18 protein-coding genes and 1 pseudogene are annotated in these 22,086 nt (G+C 42.6%); 5 read left to right on the forward strand and 14 right to left on the reverse strand.

All coding sequences use genetic code 11. The annotated features are described in order from the left end of the window. Window positions 1-162: 162 nt before the first annotated feature. Window positions 163-501: a hypothetical protein gene (locus tag ACED42_RS09905; protein ID WP_009846986.1), complete on the reverse strand. Its 339-nt coding sequence runs from the start codon at window positions 499-501 to the stop codon at window positions 163-165. Window positions 502-671: 170 nt separating this feature from the next. Here ACED42_RS09905 and folK point away from each other — a divergent pair, with 170 nt between their 5' ends. The 4 genes from folK to folM all read left to right on the forward strand — a co-directional run bounded on the left by folK (window position 672) and on the right by folM (window position 3,036). Then, window positions 672-1,169, forward strand: a complete 498-nt coding sequence (gene folK / locus ACED42_RS09910) for a 2-amino-4-hydroxy-6-hydroxymethyldihydropteridine diphosphokinase (RefSeq protein ID WP_371702397.1) — start codon at window positions 672-674, stop codon at window positions 1,167-1,169. A 127-nt stretch (window positions 1,170-1,296) separates the two neighbouring features. After that, window positions 1,297-1,674: a dihydroneopterin triphosphate 2'-epimerase gene (gene folX, locus ACED42_RS09915; protein ID WP_371702399.1), complete on the forward strand. Its 378-nt coding sequence runs from the start codon at window positions 1,297-1,299 to the stop codon at window positions 1,672-1,674. Between the two features lie 10 nt (window positions 1,675-1,684). After that, the gene (gene folE / locus ACED42_RS09920) at window positions 1,685-2,323 is read left to right on the forward strand and encodes a GTP cyclohydrolase I FolE (protein WP_017099742.1); all 639 of its coding nucleotides are present in this window, start codon (window positions 1,685-1,687) and stop codon (window positions 2,321-2,323) included. Further along, window positions 2,320-3,036 (forward strand): dihydromonapterin reductase, encoded by a 717-nt coding sequence (gene folM, locus ACED42_RS09925; protein ID WP_371702401.1) that lies wholly within the window; start codon window positions 2,320-2,322, stop codon window positions 3,034-3,036. The genes folE and folM overlap by 4 nt, the downstream gene beginning before the upstream one ends. A gap of 88 nt (window positions 3,037-3,124) precedes the next feature. On the opposite strand, the gene ACED42_RS09930 is transcribed toward folM, so the two are convergent. From ACED42_RS09930 to ACED42_RS09940, 3 genes are all read right to left on the reverse strand, one after another. Further along, complete coding sequence (locus tag ACED42_RS09930; protein ID WP_371702403.1) at window positions 3,125-3,493, reverse strand: hypothetical protein; 369 nt, start codon at window positions 3,491-3,493, stop codon at window positions 3,125-3,127. 15 nt (window positions 3,494-3,508) lie between these two features. Continuing rightward, window positions 3,509-4,381 (reverse strand): patatin-like phospholipase family protein, encoded by an 873-nt coding sequence (locus ACED42_RS09935; RefSeq protein WP_371702405.1) that lies wholly within the window; start codon window positions 4,379-4,381, stop codon window positions 3,509-3,511. Window positions 4,382-4,715: 334 nt separating this feature from the next. Then, window positions 4,716-5,270 carry a hypothetical protein gene (locus tag ACED42_RS09940; RefSeq protein ID WP_009846993.1) on the reverse strand — a complete coding sequence of 185 codons (555 nt, stop codon included), beginning with the start codon at window positions 5,268-5,270 and terminating at the stop codon, window positions 4,716-4,718. Window positions 5,271-5,682: 412 nt separating this feature from the next. On the opposite strand from ACED42_RS09940, the gene ACED42_RS09945 reads away from it, so the two are divergent. Continuing rightward, window positions 5,683-7,191: a DUF3360 domain-containing protein gene (locus ACED42_RS09945; protein ID WP_009846994.1), complete on the forward strand. Its 1,509-nt coding sequence runs from the start codon at window positions 5,683-5,685 to the stop codon at window positions 7,189-7,191. A 97-nt stretch (window positions 7,192-7,288) separates the two neighbouring features. Here ACED42_RS09945 and ACED42_RS09950 read toward each other — a convergent pair whose 3' ends face one another. From ACED42_RS09950 to ACED42_RS09995, 10 genes and pseudogenes are all read right to left on the reverse strand, one after another. Further along, window positions 7,289-8,476: an MFS transporter gene (locus tag ACED42_RS09950; RefSeq protein ID WP_371702407.1), complete on the reverse strand. Its 1,188-nt coding sequence runs from the start codon at window positions 8,474-8,476 to the stop codon at window positions 7,289-7,291. Between the two features lie 731 nt (window positions 8,477-9,207). Then, window positions 9,208-10,134 carry a hypothetical protein gene (locus ACED42_RS09955; protein WP_371702409.1) on the reverse strand — a complete coding sequence of 309 codons (927 nt, stop codon included), beginning with the start codon at window positions 10,132-10,134 and terminating at the stop codon, window positions 9,208-9,210. A gap of 594 nt (window positions 10,135-10,728) precedes the next feature. Further along, window positions 10,729-10,941: pseudogene (locus ACED42_RS09960) on the reverse strand (alpha/beta fold hydrolase); the annotation flags it as partial. A gap of 149 nt (window positions 10,942-11,090) precedes the next feature. After that, window positions 11,091-11,843, reverse strand: a complete 753-nt coding sequence (locus ACED42_RS09965; RefSeq protein ID WP_102249809.1) for a hypothetical protein — start codon at window positions 11,841-11,843, stop codon at window positions 11,091-11,093. Next, complete coding sequence (locus ACED42_RS09970; RefSeq protein WP_102249808.1) at window positions 11,836-14,763, reverse strand: AAA family ATPase; 2,928 nt, start codon at window positions 14,761-14,763, stop codon at window positions 11,836-11,838. Before ACED42_RS09970 ends, ACED42_RS09965 begins: the two co-directional genes overlap by 8 nt. A gap of 282 nt (window positions 14,764-15,045) precedes the next feature. Beyond that, window positions 15,046-17,451: a phenylalanine--tRNA ligase subunit beta gene (pheT, locus tag ACED42_RS09975; RefSeq protein ID WP_371702412.1), complete on the reverse strand. Its 2,406-nt coding sequence runs from the start codon at window positions 17,449-17,451 to the stop codon at window positions 15,046-15,048. An 18-nt stretch (window positions 17,452-17,469) separates the two neighbouring features. Next, on the reverse strand, window positions 17,470-18,453 hold the full coding sequence (pheS, locus tag ACED42_RS09980; protein ID WP_065676958.1) for a phenylalanine--tRNA ligase subunit alpha: 984 nt from the start codon (window positions 18,451-18,453) through the stop codon (window positions 17,470-17,472). 218 nt (window positions 18,454-18,671) lie between these two features. Next, on the reverse strand, window positions 18,672-19,781 hold the full coding sequence (locus tag ACED42_RS09985; RefSeq protein WP_371702414.1) for a GGDEF domain-containing protein: 1,110 nt from the start codon (window positions 19,779-19,781) through the stop codon (window positions 18,672-18,674). 203 nt (window positions 19,782-19,984) lie between these two features. Next, window positions 19,985-21,217: a hypothetical protein gene (locus ACED42_RS09990; RefSeq protein WP_371702416.1), complete on the reverse strand. Its 1,233-nt coding sequence runs from the start codon at window positions 21,215-21,217 to the stop codon at window positions 19,985-19,987. Window positions 21,218-21,226: 9 nt separating this feature from the next. Then, window positions 21,227-22,078, reverse strand: coding sequence for an outer membrane lipoprotein-sorting protein (locus ACED42_RS09995; RefSeq protein WP_371702417.1), 852 nt, complete (start codon window positions 22,076-22,078; stop codon window positions 21,227-21,229). Window positions 22,079-22,086 lie beyond the last annotated feature (8 nt).

The raw sequence follows: 22,086 nt of genomic DNA on the forward strand, positions 1-22,086 counted from the left end.
TAGAACACTTCTATCCAATTACCCGTTAGAGATCGGTTTATTGTAACAGCCTCAAAACTAAGGCCTCGCACACGCGAGGCCTTAGTTTTATCTACAGAGCAGCTTATTCGCAATCAATTAATCAATTAACCAATCAACCGCTCTAAACCAACTGAATCACTCTCAGTCCATGCGGGTAATGAAGGTTTGTTCGTCATCGACAAAAGCCACATAGTCGCCGTGATAAATAAACACCCGACCTCGCCCTTCCACTATGCACGCAAGCTGTGGGTTCAAATCTTCGTCAAGATTTTCACTTTGATACGTGCCGGTATCGGTGATCACACCGCGGAGTTTAGGTAAAAATCCATAACTGCGCTTGGCTTGATCAATCAGGCTCAATTCGCTGGCGGTCGAGAAGTAAGATGGGATTGGACCTGCATCTTCGATAAACATAGTTTTCAGTTCTTCAAAAGCTGTAATCACCAGCCAGTCGATGCCGTTAACGTGATGGATAAACATTGTTTATAAATACCTAGATTCTCGATAATTCTGATGCGGGGATTCTATCACTATCAGAGGCGATTTGCGGCAGAACCCTATTTTCTTTTATCTTCCTGTTTTTAAGAGAATGCATAGCTGATCTTCAGCGCGAGTTGGACGTATAGGCTCCTTAAAAGGAAGGAAATACTATGGCCAACGTCTACGTCAGCATCGGAAGCAACATTAACCGCGAACACCACGTCACAGAATCTCTCAAAGCATTGAATGACCGCTTTGCACCGCTGCACATATCTAATTTCTACGATTGCGAGCCTGTCGGTTTCGAGGGGGACAACTTCCTAAACCTTGTCGTTAGGTTTGAATGTAACCTTCCTGTCGCCGAACTGATTCAGGTTCTACATCAAATCGAAGCAGAGAATGATCGCAAGCGTCAAACCAAAGCCTATGCTTCACGCACGATGGATATCGACATCCTTCTTTATGGTAATCAAGTAGGCATGATCGATGGCGTAGAGCTACCCAGAGGCGAAATCACCGAATACGCATTTGTACTCAGACCGTTAGTCGATGTTGCCGCGCAAGAACGCCACCCCACTCTAGGCATCTCATTTCAGCAGCTCTGGGAAAACTTCGATCAGTTAAGTCAGAAAACCGAACCCATCCCGTTCGAGCTCAGTTTCACTTAGCCCGTACATGACTGAAAAAAGAACTGCTGCAATAGGAACAACTGAAATTTTATTCGCATGAGCTTTACTGATCTTTTCTTAAAACAAGCACGTAACTGACTTCACTTTCTAAGGGTTGGACACTGTTATGAATCACAACGCCATTATCACTATTACGAACCTGAGACTAAGAACCTTCATCGGCTTCAACGAAGAAGAAAAGTCCAAGCAGCAAGACATTGTTATCAATGCAGAGATCCACTACCCCGCGAACAACCTTTGCCTCTCTGATGATGTGGACAACGCGCTTAACTACAAAAACATCTGCAAGAAGATCATTCAACATGTCGAATCCGGAAGGTTTCTGCTTTTGGAAAAGCTAACCAGTGACGTTCTCGGCATTTGTATCGACCATCCTTGGGTGAAATACGCTCAAGTGAGAATCGACAAGCCTCATGTACTACGTTTTGCTGACTCTGTTTCGCTCACTCTGAGCTATGAAGCAGACAACGACAATAATTCATAAGGAGTGCGTCATGCTGAACACAGAAGCCGAAAAAGTAAGAGAAGCTTTGCTCGCAAGAGGACTTGAAACTCCAATGACACCGAGCGAAATGAACCCCAACCAGAAGTACAATCGCATCAAAGGACTTTTGACGGAAGTGGTCAGTACGCTTGGACTGGATTTAACCGATGACAGCCTTGCTGAAACACCTCATCGTATTGCAAAGATGTACGTCCATGAGATATTTTCAGGGCTCGATTACGATAACTTCCCGAAAATCAGTGTTATAGAAAATAAAATGTCGGTTGATGAAATGGTTAAGGTATCGGATATCGACTTAACGTCTACGTGCGAACATCACTTCATTACCATCGATGGTTTAGCGGAAGTGGCTTATATACCTGAAAACAAGATTCTTGGGCTGTCTAAAATAAACCGTATCGTTCGATTCTTTGCTCAGCGTCCTCAGGTACAAGAACGCCTTACACAACAAATCTTGGTTGCGATACAGACTCTAGTCGAAACAGAAAACGTGGCCGTGACAATTAAAGCCACTCACTATTGCGTTAAATCCAGAGGCGTCATGGATGCAAACTCTGAAACCTCAACAACCGCTCTCGGTGGTATTTTCAAAACTAACCCTCAAACCAGAGCTGAGTTTTTACGATGAGTGAAACGATATTGATAACCGGCGTGGGAAAGCGACTCGGATTCGCATTGGCGCAGCAACTTATAGCGGATGGATACAAAGTGGTTGGCACTTACCGCAGCGACTATCCTCAACTGCAACGGTTGCGCGACAACGGAGCCGACTTGCTGCAAGTAGACTTTTATCAACAAAGCAGCTTAGAGGGCTTTCTTGATTATGTTGGTCAAGAATATAAGACACTTCGAGCCGTCATACACAACGCTTCGGACTGGAAACCTGAGAGCAAGAAAGATCCCAGTGAAAATGCATCACACATCATGCACCAGATGATGACGATTCACGCTACCGTGCCTTATCTGTTCAATTTAACACTCAAAGACCAACTGATATCTGGCGATCAAACTTCAGACATCATCCACATCAGTGACTACGTTGCAGAAAAAGGCAGTAAAAAACACATTGCTTACGCGGCCAGTAAAGCGGCGCTCAACAACCTAACGCTATCGTTTTCAGCGATGCTGGCTCCCAAGGTCAAAGTAAATACCCTCTCTCCAGCCATGATTAAGTTTAATGAGCATGACGCTGAGGCATACAAGACCAAAGCGCTGCAGAAAGCTCTGATTCCCACAGAAGCGGGCTTTGAGGAAATAATCGATGGCATCAAGTTTGTGTTGGCCAGTCACTACATGACAGGAAGAACCTTACACCTAGATGGCGGCAGACATTTGAAGTAATGCGCTTACATTGTCTGCTACCTAAAACGGCTGCTATATAGCGAATGCGGTTAACTAGAAACCGTTATAAGCTAGAAACTGCTATGATCTAGAAACTAGTATAAGACTGAGGAAGGCGAGTCTCTTCATCCCAGCCTAACAACTCAATATTGATCAATGACTTGCGCTTCTCATTACACAGTGAAGCGAGATTGATGATAGGGAGCTGGCTACGAAACTGCGCGGTGAGGATGACCTTTTTATTTTCACTCAGGCAGTCTCGGCATTGCACCACAATCGCTTCAGTATCTAGCTGGTGTGCGTTCTCGATAATCTGAATATCAGCGTTCTCTTGATAGCACTCTATCAGCCAAGATACGGCAGCCACTTCTGAGCTGGTAAGCACGATGACATCTTTTGTTGCCATAAGCTCGTGGAGTTCAAGCTCTTTTAGTTCAGTTTCCATAAATATCCTCATTCAGCAGCAAATACATTAAAGTCGATTGCCCAGTTTAGCCTGTGCCAAATGGTATCCTCTGTCTATCATCTCTTGTGAGCGATCAAACTCTAAGGTGCCACAGGCATTACGTGGGATCTCAAGCGTAATATCGGCAGGATAAGCGGCCAATTTTTGGCGAGCAATGGTCGATTGCATCGCATCAAACGCTTGGTTGGCAATGTCGTAGGCTGCAAAGTTAAAGCTCATTTTACTTTTTACACTGCTACCGAGATTATCGATAAAGTGAACAACCTTTTCGTGCAGGTTGCTCTCTTTTGTTGGTAGGGAAACAGGTATCACTTCCTGTTGAACAATTTCAGGTTCGCCGCCTAAGTTCACAGCAAGAGTAAAGTCTGTCTTATCACCAAAGGTAGGCGCAATCGGTACGGGATTGAGTACCCCGCCATCAATCAGCGCTTCGCCATTAATCACATGAGGAGTGAAGAACAATGGCAAAGAGATAGAAGCGCGAATGGCATCAAACAGAGAGCCTGATTGCAGCCAAACCTCTTTTTCATCGGCGACGTTAGCGGCAACTGCGGTATAAGGGATAGGCAGTTCTTCAATTGAAATCTCACCGATCAATCCACGCAGTGTATCGATGATCTTGTCCCCTTTGAAGATACCACTCGACTGCCATGAAAAATCCAACATCATCGCCATATTCGATTGGTCGATACTGGTGATCCACTCTTCAAATTCATCCAATTTACCCGCCGCGTAAACACCACCGATAAGTGCACCAATTGAACAACCAGAGATGGATTTTATCTGATAGCCATGCTCAATTAACCAACGGATGATTCCAACGTGAACCAAGCCTCTTGCGCCACCACTGCCAAGTACCAACGAGATCGTTTTTTCCATCGTACTCATCCTTTAATTCATTAGCTCTTCAAAGCTTTGGGCAAAAATTATATCACTTCGTGTCAGTGTAAGCTGTGTAATGCTTTGAAAACTGCACCACCTGCGTGCCTAAATGTGTCGCGGATTGAGATCGGGCAGCTTAAGTTGATTGCTGAAACTCATAGACTTTAGACTACCGCACTAAACTAAAAGTGAGTCATTCCAGCAAGCCTAAGCGCGACTAGGAATCTGCTTTCCGTTAGCGCTTGATACAAAAAAGTCGCCCACTTGAAAGCGAGCGACCTCTTGTTGTTCATTGTGTTTTTGAGCTCATTCTGTAAGTGAGAACAAAGAATTACAACACGCGTAAGCACTCTTCTGGCGACAAGCTCAAGAGCGTATTGGCGAAGTTAATCTTCTCATCACGCCATCTCAATGCTGCCTCTCGACCTTCTTGTGCGTGTCTGTCGGCCTCAAAATAGCTTTTTCTTGGAAGCCCGTCTGCTGGCGTCATCACCATAGACTGTTCATTCAAGCGAAGCGTAAACAAGAACTGACCACGTTGTCCGGTTTGCGCTGCAGGGTGATGCAATGTGGTATCACAGCAATAGCGCCTATCACGCAGTGCGCGGCATGTGTACTCAAAAGCATCTTGAGCACCACGTCCAGGGAACGCGGTATAAACACTGATGCCATCACGTTGCAAAGACTGCTCACCCGCCGCGAGTTGCACCGCATGTTGGATCATCCTAAAGCCCAGAACCACGCCACCAATGCTGTTCAATCCACTGTATTGAATTGCGCCTTCTAAGCTCAGATGAAGTTTGTCTTCCCCTTCATAGAGAAAGAGATCAGGCGATGCCCAATCGCTCTTTGGAATAAGCAGTTGAGTAATATCCGAGTGTTCCATGTTGGTCTCCGCAACAATGAGTGTGTTTGAGCCCACAAGGTAACGTAATGAGAATTATTATCAATAGTTTTTAACCAAAAACGTTACCCCAGAAACCACTCATCGATGGATGCTATCTGATGCTTTAACGCCAAGCATTTCTTGTTAGATATTCATTTATTACCAATAAAGCTCATCGCCTACAAATAAACAGACACATACTATCTACAGGGTCTAATACTAGTCGTCCGACTCTACGACTAATGTCTAACCGACTGAGTCTATTTGTTTTTTTTGGTTTGGTATAAGGTACTAACAACTAAATGTTAATGAGTTTTTAATGATAAGTTGACGCATTGTTTTCACTTCATGCCGTGAGTCAACAACGTTTGTTGGAATAACACACCTCAGAGTGTGAACGAAAGGAATCAAAATGAGCACTACTTTAGAGTCCGCACATATACAAACAGAGAAGCCTCAAGTCCATGAGGATGAACTCACCTATGAACAACAACATAAACCAAGATCGGAATTTGATTCCCGAGAACAGTATCTAGAACACGAATTGCAAATCATGTCGCCTAAGCGCTGGCGTCCAAATTTGCCGTTTAAAGATTATCGATTTGAGATAGAAGACACCATCCCAGCGATGGCGGCGACCATTGGTAAAGTGGTTATGGTGGGCGCTATTGCAGCCACCTTTGCTGGGGCTCTCGGATTAAATGAAGACTTCATTCTAGAAAACGTTCGTTATGAACTCCTCATCGCCTCTGTTTTCATTATTATTTTCTCTGGCTTCCTGTTGCCGACCGCGAACCTCGCAGGTACACACGGTCCACTCATCCCGTTAATTCCAATTGTGGTTGCAGCAGGCGGACACCCTATGGCGTTTGGGTTATTGATTGGCGCTTTTGGCCTCATCTTAGCCATCAGTAAAGGTGGCAGCATGTTGGCCAACCTCACCAGTAAAGGCGTATGTGGCGGATTATTGCTCTACCTTGGCTTTGTTGGAACCGCTTCTCAAGTGAAAAAGCTGTTCGCTTGGGCTGAAGGAATTGGCATGAGCCACATCGCGTTTGTCGTCATCTTTTGCACCATTATCTTGTACGCGTTATTGGAACACTTCCGCAAACGTTGGTTAGCCGTACCTCTTAGTTGTTTACTGGGTGGTACGATTGCATTTGCCATGGGTGCCCCATTCGCTTTCCACACTGAGCCAGGCTTACCTAACATGAACCCTATGTATTGGTGGGGAGAAGATACAGGCTGGATGCTTGGCCTACCGACGATTGAACACTTCATGGTGGTATTGCCGTTTGCAATTCTAGCCGTGGCGATGTGGTCGCCAGATTTCTTAGGCCATCAAGTATTTCAAAAGATCAGCTACCCAGAGCGTACCGAAAAAGTACACATGAACATTGACGACACCATGACCACGGCTTCAATTCGCCAAACGTTCGGTTCTCTGCTCGGTGGTACTAACTTTACGTCTTCATGGGGTACTTATATCGTACCGGCGGCGATTGCTAAACGCCCTATTCCTGCCGGCGCATTGCTCACAGCTCTGTTCTGTATCATCGCCGCAGTTTGGGGTTACCCAATGGATTTAGCTATCTGGCAACCTGTATTGTGTGTAGCACTGATTGTTGGGGTATTTGTGCCATTGCTAGAAGCTGGAATGGAAATGACGCGTGAAGGGAAAACCACACAATCAGCAGCGATTGTTGTATTTTCTTCAGCGCTCGTTAACCCTGCATTTGGTTGGGCTCTCACCATGCTATTGGATAACTTAGGCTTAGTCGGTTGTAAAGAACGCAGTAGTGAACTGAGTAAAATGAGCCGTTGGGTGTTGCCTGGCATTATGTTTATTGTGCTAAGTGGTGTGATGGCGTTGGTTGGTCTTCTACCGGGAATTCCCGCGATTATCCCGAGTTTTCGCTAGGCTCGATTAATATTTAGTTTTAGTCGGAACAAAAAAAGGCCTCGCAATCGCGAGGCCTTAGTTTTATTTATCAAACTAGTGAGAAAAATGAGTGTCGCTATTGGTTCTGTAGCTTATTAAATCCATTAATTCGCTGATGAAGCTGCGTGCCCATAGTCAACGATACCAACAGACTAATCAAAGCAATCACTGCTCCAGAAACAAACACCCATTGATAACCAGACATCCAGATGATTCCCAACAAAAATGGTAAGAATACCGCTGCAATATGGTTAATCGTGAATGACAAACTCGCCGTTGAAGCCACTTCATCTTCCCTAATTGTCTTTTTAAAGTAGGTGTTCAAAGCGATCGCAAAACTAAAAATGATACTGTCGATAACATACAACCCCGCTGCCGCATAATGATCATCCACAAATGCGTAAGATAGGAACACCAGCACTAACGCGGCATACTCAATGACCAAAGCTTGCCTCTCTCCTACTCGATCGATAAATCTCCCAACATAAGGTAGAGCAAGAGTCGCTGCTAAGCTAGATACCATAAATAAAGCAGCCATCATCGCAATCGAATATTGAAACTTGGTCACCATCAGTAAGCCAGCAAATGCCACAAAGATCTGTCTTCTTGCCCCACTCAAAAAGGTAAGAATGTAATAGGTCGTGTATTCGCGTCGGACAATGAGTTTGGTGTGTTGTTTAAGCTCTGTGTGAGTATCTTGAAACGTGACCAAGTAAACCGCCAACGAGAAACATATTAGTCCACAAGTAAAGAAAATAGCCTTATCTGAAACGTCAAAAAGATAGCTCGCGACCATAATGCACAGAAAAGTCACCATCGAGAAAAAAGAGGCTGCAGAGCGAATATTTCCCATTGATTCACTAAAGTTCTCAGTCGCTAACAATTGCGTTGAAAGTGATTTGTTCACCGCTTCTAGATAATGGAAACCGATAGACATGATCGTCGTGCTGAAATAGAAGCCATAAATCGAAGGCAAATACCCCGTCATTGCAACACCTAGCCCTAATGTTGCAACCGACAATACCGCGACTCTTTGTTCTGAAGCGATGAACAACAGAAACAAAACAGTAAATGAGAGCAAGCCTGGGATTTCCCTAACACTCTGCAATACACCCACATCAGCACCGGTCATACCGACAGTATCGACAGCGAAGTTATTCATAACAACTCGCCATCCAGTATTCGCTATCACTGACGCGATAGCGATGATAACCAACATCGCGAATGAGCTTCGCGATGTTAAAAGCCTAAGCCAGAGAGTCATTTAAGCCGCCGATTCTAAAAGAAAGCCTTGAATATGATCGCGCATGAATAAAGCCGTTCTTAGTTTTCCGTTCATATTCAGATCCTCAAAAATAATGGAATGTTCTGGGTTTGGTAGCGATATGCAACTAAGACGAAGAACACAGCGACAGTACAATTAGTTAGCAAGTTGTTACACGATCATTTATAGAATGTTATTTCTTGAGATTGATAAGTATTCAGAGAGCTTTTACTTCTTTGAGAAATTCATTGGAGATTGTTATTTGTCGCTGACGATGATGTACAAATCAGGTCTGTACCAGTTGGATTGAATAACAAGTAAAACAAAGTCACAGACTTGCCGCTGTTAATGAAATTCTCATTGAATAATAGTGTTAGCGAGGTTTCGTTAAACGGTTCTAGCATCAAAAATCTCCCCCTCTAGCTCCCCCTCAAATGGAGTTCACCGATCTCTTTAGATTAACGTTCGAGGGGGAGAACATTCTTTGGCGCTGAGCATATAGCAGCACAAGTAGCGCTCGGTATTCAGTTCCTCCCCTTTCCCATTACCAACAAGAGATTGGAGATGTAAACCAAGGGGAGGTTAGGAGGGGATTTGTAGCCAATTCTCACATGTATCTGCCACTTTGTTTTTCTCGATCTACAGAACAAAAAAGGCCTCGCATACGCGAGGCCTTGTTTTATCTGCGTTCCAACGAACAAGTAGCTAACAATTTACGATGGTAAACCAAATTAACTGGAGAGCCATTCGTCCAATACTGTGATGAATTTAGGGTTGATTAGATAGCCGATGGAAGCATGTGGATTGCTTTTTCCGTTGCGAATATTGAGGTTATAAATGGGGTGGATATCTTTCATTCCGCCGGGTATCAGATCCAGTTTGAGCATATCCTTAAAGTCATTTCTAATTTTGCTGTCATGAGAGATAAAATCATCTTCTGCCGATATGTTTATCCATTGCTGAATGTTTAAAGGGTACTTCTTCTCATCTTTCAAGCGACTCCCCTTTAGCCTATCTTTTACGTTTTCATCGCCTAACGGTGACCCGAGCGTAAGCAATAAATTGACCTTCTTGTCTGCTCCATAGTCGTGTCTATACTCTCCGTAATGAGACAACTTCCATAACACGTCATAACTGATCATCGTCCCGAGACTGTGCGATACGATCATTACATCATCCTGATTATCGAGCGCTTCCTTCAATTCAACCATTAACCTATACCTGACATCGCTGCCGAAATAGGTATCTTCATTCCAATAGTGCGCCATGTCCGGCGCGACCTTAGTTATGAGTGTCTCGGCCACACCCAGCTTTCCAAATAGCGATGAAAAAGTATCCGCTAACGCCTCTTTTAGAAAACCAATTTTAGATACCTTGTTATACGTTGTTTTATTGAACTGGTTTGTCTTGTACTTTTTGAGTTCAGACAGAGCTTGCTGTCGACTTGCAGGGTCTTCCGTTGGTTTCTCTAATAATGTGTTTGATAGTTCACCGTAATAGACAAACCGTTTATCGACATCTTTAAAAGCTTGTAATGAACTTGAGTGTCCACAATCTCGCTGCAAGCCATGTTCTATGGCCTCGTACCAGAGTGCTTGAAGGGGAGCTTTATCGGGCTTTTGAGCGCGACCATGAATGAATATTATTTTCTTAGCCATAGCAGGACGTCCTAAACACATAGTTAAAATTATTATCAGTAGAAAGCACCACTAGATTCGGTCAGCAATTACTAATAACAGCGGTGCTAATTACGTATCTAAGGGTGGTTGTTGGATCATTTATATAACTATGAGGCACAAGTTTAGGGACCATAAACGAGTGAACGATGCGATCATTGCTCGCACATTGGGAATAAATGTATCTAGCAAAACCTCCAAATAACAAAAGGCCTCGCACACGCGAGGCCTTCGTTTTATCTATCTAACGGCTAACTACCCTTTAATAACTACAACGCCCTACTTCACTGACTTAACCGCTTTCGTCAACGTTGCGTTGAATAGTTCTAGTAGACCAAAACCTCCCCCTCTAGCTCCCCCTCTAGCTCCCCCTCTAGCTCCCCCTCGAATGGAGTGACCCGATCTCTTGAGATGTAAGAATGAGGGGGAGAACATTCTTTGCCGCTGAACATATAGCAGCACAAGTAGCGATCGGTATTCAGTTCCTCCCCTTTCCCATTACCAACAAGAGATTGGAGAGGTAAATCAAGGGGAGGTTAGGAGGGGATTATCAGCCCATTCTCACGTGCAACTGCCCTACTTCACTGACTGAACCGCTTTCATCAACGTTGTGTTGAACTGCTCAGGTTGCTCTAGCATTGGGAAGTGACCTGAGTCTTCAATGTAGTAAATACTGTAATCCTTGATGTGTTTCTTGTTCGCTTCTGAATCGGTTGGCCATAGACGAGCGTTGACCAATATTACTGGCACATTCACGTTCTCATACACGCGGTGGGCTTCGCCAACCACACAAAAACAAGAACTGACTCTAATCCATTCTGTATCGCTCCAACTGAAGTAGAAACTAAAACTAATTTACTTTACGGAAATTGTGGACCATTGCGTATAGACCCATAATCGCTCACCTACACGATATGTGTGGGTGAGCAGTTGGTTATTTATGTATGATCAGAAAACTGTTTTTTCTTAATAATTTCAGAAAACCCATATTCTGAAAGGCTGTTATTTTTGTACTCCAATAAAGCTTCTTTCTTATCACCATTATTTAGTGCTTTAATAAACTTATTAAATTTCTGGTAATGGCTAGATAATATTTCAAGCCGTAAAGATTTTGCGTGAGTATTATTATGAGAAAACGTATCGTAATGGCCTATCCCAAACATTTCTATAGTCTTCAAAGCCTTTTCATATTTATAACCGGTACTGTGTTTTGGCGTTAATTCCAATAATTTTCGCCCGCTTAATGAATTAATTAACTGAATATCAAATAAGTCATCTAATTGGTCTGTCAAAGGGTTGACAATGAGCGGTTGTTCTTGATCAATTGTTTGTTGACAAACCCCACGAACCGTGGGTGGGTGCAATGGAAACTCACATCCCTTGTATAAGTTGTTACAGTCTGCACACATTACAATATAATTTTTATGGTCATAGGCGAGGAATGGATACAGTGTGGATTTCTTAGGTCTATAATGATCCATTGTGGCCTTAATCGTAATGCTAGCACTATTATTACTTGCTCTGGTTACGCTTCCATCTAAGAGGCATTCACAGATAGGGCATTTCCCCCTAGTTACCTTTAAATGTACGGGCGTAAAAATAGACCATCGGCGTTCATCCGTCGAAGAATTGAATGTAGTCAATGTATCAGCATAGTCACCGTGACTATATAGTTCGACCATGCTAATCATTGAATAAGTCTCCAAACTCAGAAAGAAACTCATCCATTTCGTTTGATTCAATTCTTTCAAACTTATTAAAGTCAATTCCCTTATTATCTCTTAGAAACTTTAGAAACTTGTAATAATTCCTATTGTAAAGAACTTCACTTGTAAAACTGTTGTCAAGAATACACTTTATTTCACCAATACGTTTTATTTCATCCTCATTGGGTTGGTCAATTAGTTGTAGAGATGAGTATTCTTTAATCACTCCCTTCATATCACTTCCAATTAGTGAGGACAAATTAAAGTGTTCAATAAGTATTGAAGAGATGTCTAAAAATTTTGTTCCGGATTTACTTGTATCAATATTAATACTATTTTGATCAATAACTCCAATTTCATTTTCATTTCGATTCAATAAAATTAGCGGGTTGTGAGTTGTTGATACTATTTGCATTTTTGGATTTAATTCCTTTACACTGTCTATGAATGATGACTGCCATTCAACATGTAAAGAGGACTCTGGCTCATCCATTATTAAAATGGAAGACTTTCCTGAGTTTATAATTACATTAAGAAATATAATTAACAGTTGCTTTTCACCAGAAGAAAGTTGATTTAAATTTATTCTTTTATTATCTCGAGATGACAACTCAATTACTAAAGCTTCGTTTTCATCATCAATTATAATTTTTTTATCAGTATCTTTAAAGTAATCATCCATTATTTCTTTAAATTGATGCAATAACTTTGATTCATCTTCTTTAATTCTATTAATTTCGACTGTTAAATCCTTAAACTCTAACAAAGACTCCGGAGTACTATCAGAAATATTTTCGAGTATACTATTACGTTTTATTTGTAGGTCTTCGGTTTTATTAGATATGATCTGATTAATATTTCGTTGATATTTACTAAATTTATTAGTTAAGCTTTCAATAACAGTATCTAGAGTTAAAACCTCATTTCTATTGGAGAACCTACTGAGATCACTAGGTGATGCGACTATGATAGGGTTTAAATCTAAAGATGGTGTATTAGGCTTGAGAACTTGTTCTATATTTTCCCCATGTTCGTACTCTTTCTTAATTGTTATTTCTACATATGGATAATGGTAGTACTCAAGAATATCTTTATCATTAGATATACAAGCACTAAGCAAGTTTAATACAGTGCTTTTACCTGTACCATTTTTACCAACTAATAAGTTAATATCCTCTTGGAGATTCCATACTATATCTCTCTGACCAAAAATGTTAGTAATGGATATTTTACTAATAGTTGTTCGAATAGGTTCTTTCATTTCTAATGCCCCTGAAATAATTAGTAATTGTTTTAATTTTTCTCTGAAGCTTTCAAATTCGGTACTATTTTCACTAGGTAGAAATTTGGAAATTATATTTTTATATATGAATTCTTTTCTATCCTGATGGGAACCGCGTCCTTCCATCTCATATGCTTGCTGCCATAAATGCGACTTTTTAACTATTAGTTCATTATATATATAAATTCGAAGATTTTTAGAAAAGTTCCTTTTTATTTTATTTTGAGAATCATATATTTCAGAAACCAAGTTATTTTTAATCAAAAATAGATTAATGTCTCTCATGATAAACGTGAGAACCCAACTTAATGGTTTTAGGTGGCGATATTCAAAATTGAGCCAAATTAACCGCTTGCTGAATGCTTTTAAAACAGCCCAGTGTTCATTATTCAATCGTTCAATAAATTCCTCATGAAATTCATCATTTCGTATAGTAGAATAAAATTTTGAATAATCATACTCTAGATCAATAATCTTTCTTTCTCTTTTACTATTGATAGCGTCTAATAGTTTTCGTATTTGTCCCTTTGTGTGTGAATTAAATTCTTTTTTATTTAGCTCCCCAAACTTAAACGTATCTTTGTTCTCAATGTTAAAATCTATACTTTGTTTACTGAGTGCGGAGGATAAATTATGTAGATTTCTTCTAATATAGCCGTTGATATCTGTATTATCTAGTTTGTCAGTTTTTGAAAATACAAGTTGAAATTTATCCTGATAACCATTCAAGCATATGCTTTCGATTACACTTTGTCCTCCAGTAGCAAAAGCTTCTTCAGCGTCACCTATTAGAATTATATGGTTGCAGAAATCAAAGTAGTCATAATGCCTAGTTGATAATGTATCGCGTTTTTCACTATATGAATGACCAATACCTTCGCCATCAATCAGGACGCAGTTCAAGTTCTTATCAAAATTTTCAGATATTAAGTCGCCCTCAATCCTGATGTATTCTACTAATGCTGAAATAGAGCCGAAATCGTTCTTGAGTAACTCTTTATTTTTAGAAATGAAGTCATTTTTATTATGAATACCACTAATTTCAATGATTTCTTGATCAAAAAGATCACCAACATCAGGGCATGCTTTATGGAAGTTAGATTCAATTTCATAAAGAAAGTTATTTTTTATGGCTTCAATGATGTTTATAACCTTTGAATTTTCTAATAAATCATCATCATTGATGTCCAGTGATAAAGGCTTTAATTTAGATATTAAAATGGATGCCTGAGCTTCAATTACTTTATCAGATACTATATGTTTTAATTTAAATCTTTCATCAGGCGACTGTTCAAACTCATAGCTTATATCACTCAAGCTAGAGTTTGGATCTAAGGATTTTTTTATAGCTTCAAAAATCAAATCTTCGATTGCGAATAATAGATCTTCTTTTTTCTTTAGCAAGATAGTACTTTTATAATGCAAATTTCTATTAATTACATATTCAGTTGGTGCTACAGTAGTTCTACGTTGTGTGGTTGTAGGGAAGTTGACTTCTGTGGTACCCAGTATATGTTGCACAAGTGAGCTTTTTCCTGCCCCAGTGCTACCAATCAGGTAAGCTTTTGTAATATCGTCGGGGAGATCACCCATAAGAGTTTGTATCGTTTTGAAATCGCGCACCCTAACCTCTGATTCTTAAAGTTATAATTTTGATATATGGCATATTATGCCTATTGTATATATTTTTGTTAACTATTACTTTTATGTTCCTAGCATTAACTAAAAAATAAAATAGTTCTTACTCGAAAGATAAACCACTGGGGTCAAGTCTTGCCTTTTATTACATTTACCCGGTTACTAACACAATTCTTTCCAGTTATGATTTCGCCACTTTTATCAATAAAACCTAAACAAAAAGGCCTCGCAATGCGAGGCCTTTGGTTTTCTATCTATCAGAAGAGATTAGTCGCGAAGTGCTGCGCCAAATTTCTCTGAGATTGAAGCTACGATAGCATCTACTGAACCAGCGATGTCTGCATCTTCAAGTGTGCGCTCTACAGACTGTAGAGTCAGTGCGATAGCTAGGCTCTTCTTGCCTTCTTCTACGCCCTTACCTACGTAAACGTCGAACAGTTTAGCGCCTGTTAGGAATTCGCCACCAGCAGCGATACACGCTTCTACGATGTCGCCAGAAGCAACTGCTTCATCAACAACAACGGCGATATCACGACGGTTTGCAGGGAACTTAGATACGGCTACTGCTTCTGGAAGCACGCGAGTGTTGATAGCTGCCCACTCGATTTCGAATACGATAGTACGGCCGTTAAGACCAAACTTACGCTCTAGTTCTGGGTGAACAGTACCAATGATACCCACTTCTTTGCCATCTACTACGATAGCCGCAGTTTGACCTGGGTGAAGTGCTGGGTGCTTAGCCGATTTGAAGCTGTATGCGATTTCGTTTGCTGAAAGCTCAAGAACGGCTTCTAGGTCGCCTTTCAGGTCGAAGAAATCGACAGTGTTAGTTGCAATGTCCCAGTGCTCTTCGCCACGAGTACCAGAGATAACGCCCGCAAGCATCATTTCTTGGCGCATGCCGTTTTCAGCAGTTGCTTCAGGGATGAAACGTAGGCCTGATTCGAATAGACGAACGCGAGACTGTTGACGCTTCTGGTTGTGAACAACTGTGTTTAGAAGACCTTGGATTAGGCCAAGACGCATTGCTGACATGTCCGCAGAGATTGGGAATGGCAGGATTAGCGGCTCAACACCAGGTACAACAAGTTTTTGCTGTTCTGGTTCTACGAAGCTGTATGTGATTGCTTCATGGTAGCCACGGTCAACAAGAAGGTCACGAACGCGCTTAAGCGGTTGGTTAGCTTCTTTGTGGTCATTCATTTTAAGTGCCGCTTTAGGCGCTTGGTTTGGAATGTTATCGTAACCGTAGATACGACCTACTTCTTCAATTAGGTCTTGCTCGATTGCGATATCAAAACGCCAAGATGGAGACGTTGCCGTCCAACCTGAATCAGTCGTTTCAACGTTACAACCTAGGCGAGTAAGAATCTCCACTACGTCTGTAGATGGAATTTCGTGACCTAGTAGGCTGTCTAGCTTAGCGCGACGTAGAGCAACTACGTTTGCTTTAGGAAGATCAGCTTCAGATTCGCTGCCGTTTACTGGCGCAACTTCACCACCGCAGATTTCAACTAGAAGCTGTGTTGCACGCTCCATTGCTGCTGCTTGAAGTGTTGAATCAACACCACGTTCGAAACGTAGAGAAGAATCAGTGTGAAGGCCGTAAGCACGCGCGCGACCACGGATGTGATCCGGTGCGAAGAATGCAGCTTCAAGAAGTACGTCAGTCGTTTCAGTAGTCACACCTGAATCTTGACCGCCAAAGATACCAGCGATTGCTAGTGCTTTGTTTTGGTCTGCGATAACAAGTGTGTTGCTGTTTAGTTCAGCTTCGTTGCCATCTAGAAGTGTTAGCTTTTCGCCCTGCTCTGCTAGACGAACCACGATACCGCCTTCGATCTTAGCGAGATCAAATGCGTGCATTGGTTGGCCTTGCTCTAGCATCACGTAGTTTGTGATGTCTACAACTGGGTCGATTGAACGGATACCACAACGGCGCAGTTTTTCTTGCATCCAGATTGGAGATTCCGCTTTCACGTTTACGTTCTTAACCACACGGCCAAGGTAACGTGGACAAGCATCAGTTGCTTTGATTTCAACAGATACTGTGTCTTCAATGCTTGTTGCAACAGCGTCAACTGTTGGCTCTGTAACGTCTGCGCGGTTTAGTACGCCAACTTCACGAGCAAGGCCACGGATGCTGAAGCAGTCTGCGCGGTTTGCTGTTAGGTCTACGTCGATAGTTACGTCGTTAAGCTCTAGAAGCTCACGCACGTCCATACCTAGCGTTGTGCCTTCTGGCAGCTCAAGGATGCCGTCTGACTCTACGTCGATACCTAGCTCAGAGAAAGAACAAAGCATGCCGTGCGATGGAACGCCGCGTAGTTTTGCTTTCTTGATTTTGAAGTCACCAGGAAGTACTGCACCAACTGTTGCTACTGCTACAGTTAGGCCAAGACGACAGTTAGATGCACCACATACGATGTCTAAAAGCTCTTTATTACCGTCTGCATCAACAGCGCCGATATCAATTTTAGTTACTTGTAGTTTGTCTGCGTCTGGGTGCTGACCGCACTCAACCACTTTACCTACTTTAACGCCGGTGAATTCACCAGCAACAGGTTCTACATCGTCAACTTCCAAACCAGCCATAGTGATTTGGTGAGCTAGCTCTTCGCTGTTAATTGCAGGTTTAACCCACTCGCGTAGCCAAGATTCACTGAATTTCATAGTTTTGACTGCCCCGGATTACTTGAATTGTTTAAGGAAACGAAGGTCGTTCTCGAAGAACGCACGAAGGTCATTTACGCCGTAACGAAGCATCGTTAGACGCTCTACACCCATACCGAATGCAAAACCAGAGTATTTCTCAGGGTCGATGCCAACAGAGCGAAGTACGTTAGGGTGAACCATGCCACAGCCTAGAACTTCTAGCCATTTGCCATCTTTACGTTTCACGTCAACTTCAGCTGAAGGCTCTGTGAACGGGAAGAATGAAGGACGGAAACGCACTTCAACTTCTTCTTCAAAGAAGTTACAAAGGAAATCGTTAAGAATGCCTTTAAGTTGTGCGAAGTTTACGTTCTCATCAACTAACATACCTTCCACTTGGTGGAACATTGGCGTGTGAGTTTGATCGTAGTCGTTACGGTAAACACGACCCGGAGCAATGAAGCGGAATGGCGGTTTGCCGTTTTCCATCGTACGGATTTGAACACCAGAAGTGTGCGTACGTAGCATTAGATCAGGGTTGAAGAAGAAAGTATCGTGATCAGTACGAGCTGGGTGATCGTCTGCGATGTTTAGTGCATCAAAGTTGTGGAATGCATCTTCGATCTCAGGGCCAGACTCAGTGCTAAAGCCAAGCTCACCAAAGAACTGTTCGATACGCTCAACTGTGCGAGTTACTGGGTGAAGACCACCGTTCTCAATGCGACGACCTGGTAGGCTCACATCGATAGTTTCTTCAGCTAGTTTCGCTTCAAGCTCTGCACGTTGAAGTGCGTCTTTGCGAGCTACGATCGCTTGTTGAACAGCACCTTTCGCTTTGTTGATCTCTTGACCAGCAGTGCGACGCTCTTCAGGTGGAAGTTTACCTAGGCTTTGTAGTTGAAGAGTTAATTCACCCTTCTTACCTAAATACTGAACTCGCACTTCATCAAGTGCGACTAACGAATCTGCTGTATCAATAGCAGTCGTTGCATTAGCAATGATCTCTTCTAGATGTTGCATCATTTCCTCATCTACCAGTTGGTAGTGTCCGTATCGGATGATTAGTTTTTTTAGATAGCTACACATAGTAATCAAACACGCTACCAATGCCAAATTGAATCGCTAAAAGAGCAAGTTATTGACTAAAAACACGGCAAATTTAACAGGATATTAATGAGGAGTAGGAAGAAGTGGAACAATTACAGGTTCCACTCCTTAATTTGGAAATGACCTGAACGCTAAATCTGAATCGAACAAACGCTGTTCTTCCCCGCGTTTTTCGCTAAATAGACGGACTCATCGGCGGCTTTAATCAAATCGTTCATTGAGCCGAATTCTTCGGTTATTTCAGCGACACCAACACTAATGCTGCCAATCCAAACTTGATTACTGGTTTCAACCTCTAATTCAGACACTTTCTGTCGAGCGGTTTCCGCTATGTACATCCCACCTTTAAGGTCGGTGTCTGGGCAGATAACCAAGAACTCATCGCCACCTAACCGGCAAACAATATCATCATTACGGAACGTGTTTTTCAGTTCACGCGAGAGGGTTTTTAGCACCAAGTCGCCTGCATCATGACCGCTAGTGTCATTAATGCGCTTGAAGTGGTCGGCATCAATCATAATGCACACTAAAGGCATGCCAAGTTCTTTAGAGTCTTGCCAATGCAGCGCTAACTGTTTAAAAGCACTACGACGGTTATGCAAATTAGTGAGAGAGTCGGTTAATGACAGCTCTTCAAGTCTCTTGTTCGCTCTTTTTAATTCAGCCGTGCGTTCCTCAACTTTATCTTCGAGTAACTGGTTGAAGCGTAACAACTGCTTATTGCGTTCAGAGACTTGTTCAAATAAGCCTTTAAGAGCCGCCAACAAAGGCACAGTCGAAGAGTCTTGCTGCTTTTCCTCCGCTTCAAAGGCTTGCAGAGGTGTCGCGCCCTCTTCTATGGCGGTCATTTGTCGCGCCATGTTTTGATCAATGCCAAGGATGTGATAAGCAAGCCAATGGATCAAGAAATCCAGTAACTGCCGTGCTGACGACTGATCTTCTTCCAAGATGAAGGCTTGCATACTGTAGATATCTCGCATGAATACACGATGCACTTTGATGTGCTCTTCAATGTGTAACTCATACACACCGCAATCCCTCATCAAAGATTCTTCCTCTTTAAAGTGAAATTCGGCATAGCGTGTGAGATCGAGTAAAGCGACGTTAATGTCGTCAATAGAGATAGTATTCTCTGACAACAGGTTTCCGTAGTGGTTGATAAAACCAACAAGATATTGATGCTGTTCATCTACAACACCAATGCCTGTTTCAAAGTTTTTATCCCAATTAAATGAATTCATAAATCCCTTAAGGCCGATACCACCAGCACAATTTACATGCATATTCGGAGGTTATAGATATTCGAAAAAATATAACCATCTTACCTGTGGGTCTATTAGATTGTTTGATCCATTTTATAAAAAGAAGATATTGAACACTCTAAATATAACTCATCTTAAATTTGAGACGCCCCTTTTAACAAGAGCGCCTCACGAAGCTAACACTAGAAATAATATTCCAACGCCATCTCAACAAAATCATCCTTACGAGCGAAGAACAACAAGTCTTCTGGAGTTTCGTTCTCAAACAACCAAGCGTTGAGTCGCCACTTGAGGTTGTTATTGATGCGGCTTGAGGCTTCGAGCTTTGCACTGTAGACATCGCTGTTATCTAAGTCTTGAGTGATGCCTGTAAGCACTTCGGTGCCGTCTTCATCGTTCAAGGCGAAACGGGCACCAAGGAACACATCGTTTTGACCGATGGTTTGAGCGTTGTTACCTCGGCTGTCATACAGGTATTCAGCAATGAAGCCGATGTCCCAATACGATTCAAGCGCCCCAACCCATGTGTATTCAAAGCCTGTCGCGACGCCTGTGTGGTTGTCGTAGCTGTCGCGATAAATGCTTTCCAGCTTCCACAACCAATCGCCAATAATGCCTTGCACATCCAATCCGAAGTGCTGCATTTGCGCGTAATACGGCTTGAGTTCATTGCCTTCTACACGATAATAAGGGTCGCGATTTGTGCCGCCTAAATAACTTAAACCGACATCCCAATCGCCGTACATTTGGCTATAACGCAATGCCACATCGACGTGCTTTTCTTCTCTCGAAGATTCGTAAAGCGCATCGTCCGATACAGGCACTGTTGGCCTTAATCTGCCGTCTTCCCCAGCGAAGGTACGCTCACGAAAATACGGCAGCAACATGGCGTCTATGGTTCCCCAGTCTTTTATCGAGGTGAAGTGCACCATTGGCTGACCTAACTTAGATTCGCCATCGACCGATTCAATCGCATCGGTTTGGTTTACCACATCCACTAAGTGCGCCGATTCGGTGACGCCCCAAAACACCTTGCCGACACCGGCTCGCAATTCGTAATCATCCCAATACGTGAGGTATAGAGCTTCACGAACGTCACCATGGGTTCGCTCATCGTCTTCACTGTCTAACCGATAAAACGGCGTGAAGGTAAAGCTGCCGTTGCCCTCTTGTTGTTCCCAATAAAACTCTGGTTGCAACACCAACGAGCTTTGCCCTTTATCTTGCTCTTGCAAGCCGTCGCTAAAGAACTGCCTGTGTTCAAGGTTAGCCTGCCCTGCGAGTTCAGGGCTAATCTGTTCTACGAACTCAGAGCTAAAACCAGCCGCCACACATGGCAACGACACCTGCATAAGCCCTACTGTCGCTGCCAAGGTTAAAGATAACTGCGTTCCTGTTGCCACAATCCTTTTCATATTCTTGCCTTATTTTGCACGTTTTAGTGTGTTTTTCTGGAAATCTTTGTCCTTAAGACCGGTTTGGAACGCTAAATCTGTCGTGGTTAAAACGGTGCTTTTGCCTGTTTGATGGTTTTGCATCGACATTGTGCGCGCGCGCCAGTATTGGTTTAGGTATTGTTTGTAGTCTTGGAACGAGAGGGTTTTCAGTAATGCGCCTTTACGGTCGTAAAACTCCACTTGAACGGGGCGGTAATATTGTTGGTCTAGCCATACCTTTTGCATGGTGTAGCCGGAGTTTTTATCGGTCGGCACTTGCTCCAAAACAAAGGTATCCACGCCTTCAATTTTGGCGTCTTCAATGTAGTTGAAGGTGTACTTTCCTAACTCGAACGAGCTCAAATCTTCATAAGCAAATTCACTGCCCATAAACGGACCCGATTTGTTGCGTGAAGAGATGCGCTTTACACGCTTCAATGCAGGCAGATACAACCATTGGTCATCAGATTTAGTGATGTGTGAATGGTTTAAGAAAGCTGTGCCTTTTACGTCGCGTGGCTCATCAAAAATCGTCAGTCCTTTGTCGCCATCGTTATCCACTTCTAATGATTTCAATCGCATTAGACGCGAGCTGCTTTCGCCCTGTTTGTTGCGAAGTAGCATTTCCATGGTCGCGACAGAATCGCCCCACCCCACATCAACGGCTTTACGTTGCTCGGCGATTTCTAGGCCTTTCGCTGGGTCGGCTAACGCAGGGAAAGCCGCGAATGTGCCTATGGTTAAGGTGCTTATGGTTAAGGTGCTTATTGCTAAGGTGCCAACGCTTAATGAGCTGACGGAAAGTAATGTGGTAACGAATGATTGTTTAACGCTTTTCATAAATTTCT

Source organism: Vibrio sp. FF145 (assembly GCF_041439075.1).
Lineage (GTDB): Bacteria > Pseudomonadota > Gammaproteobacteria > Enterobacterales > Vibrionaceae > Vibrio > Vibrio tasmaniensis_A.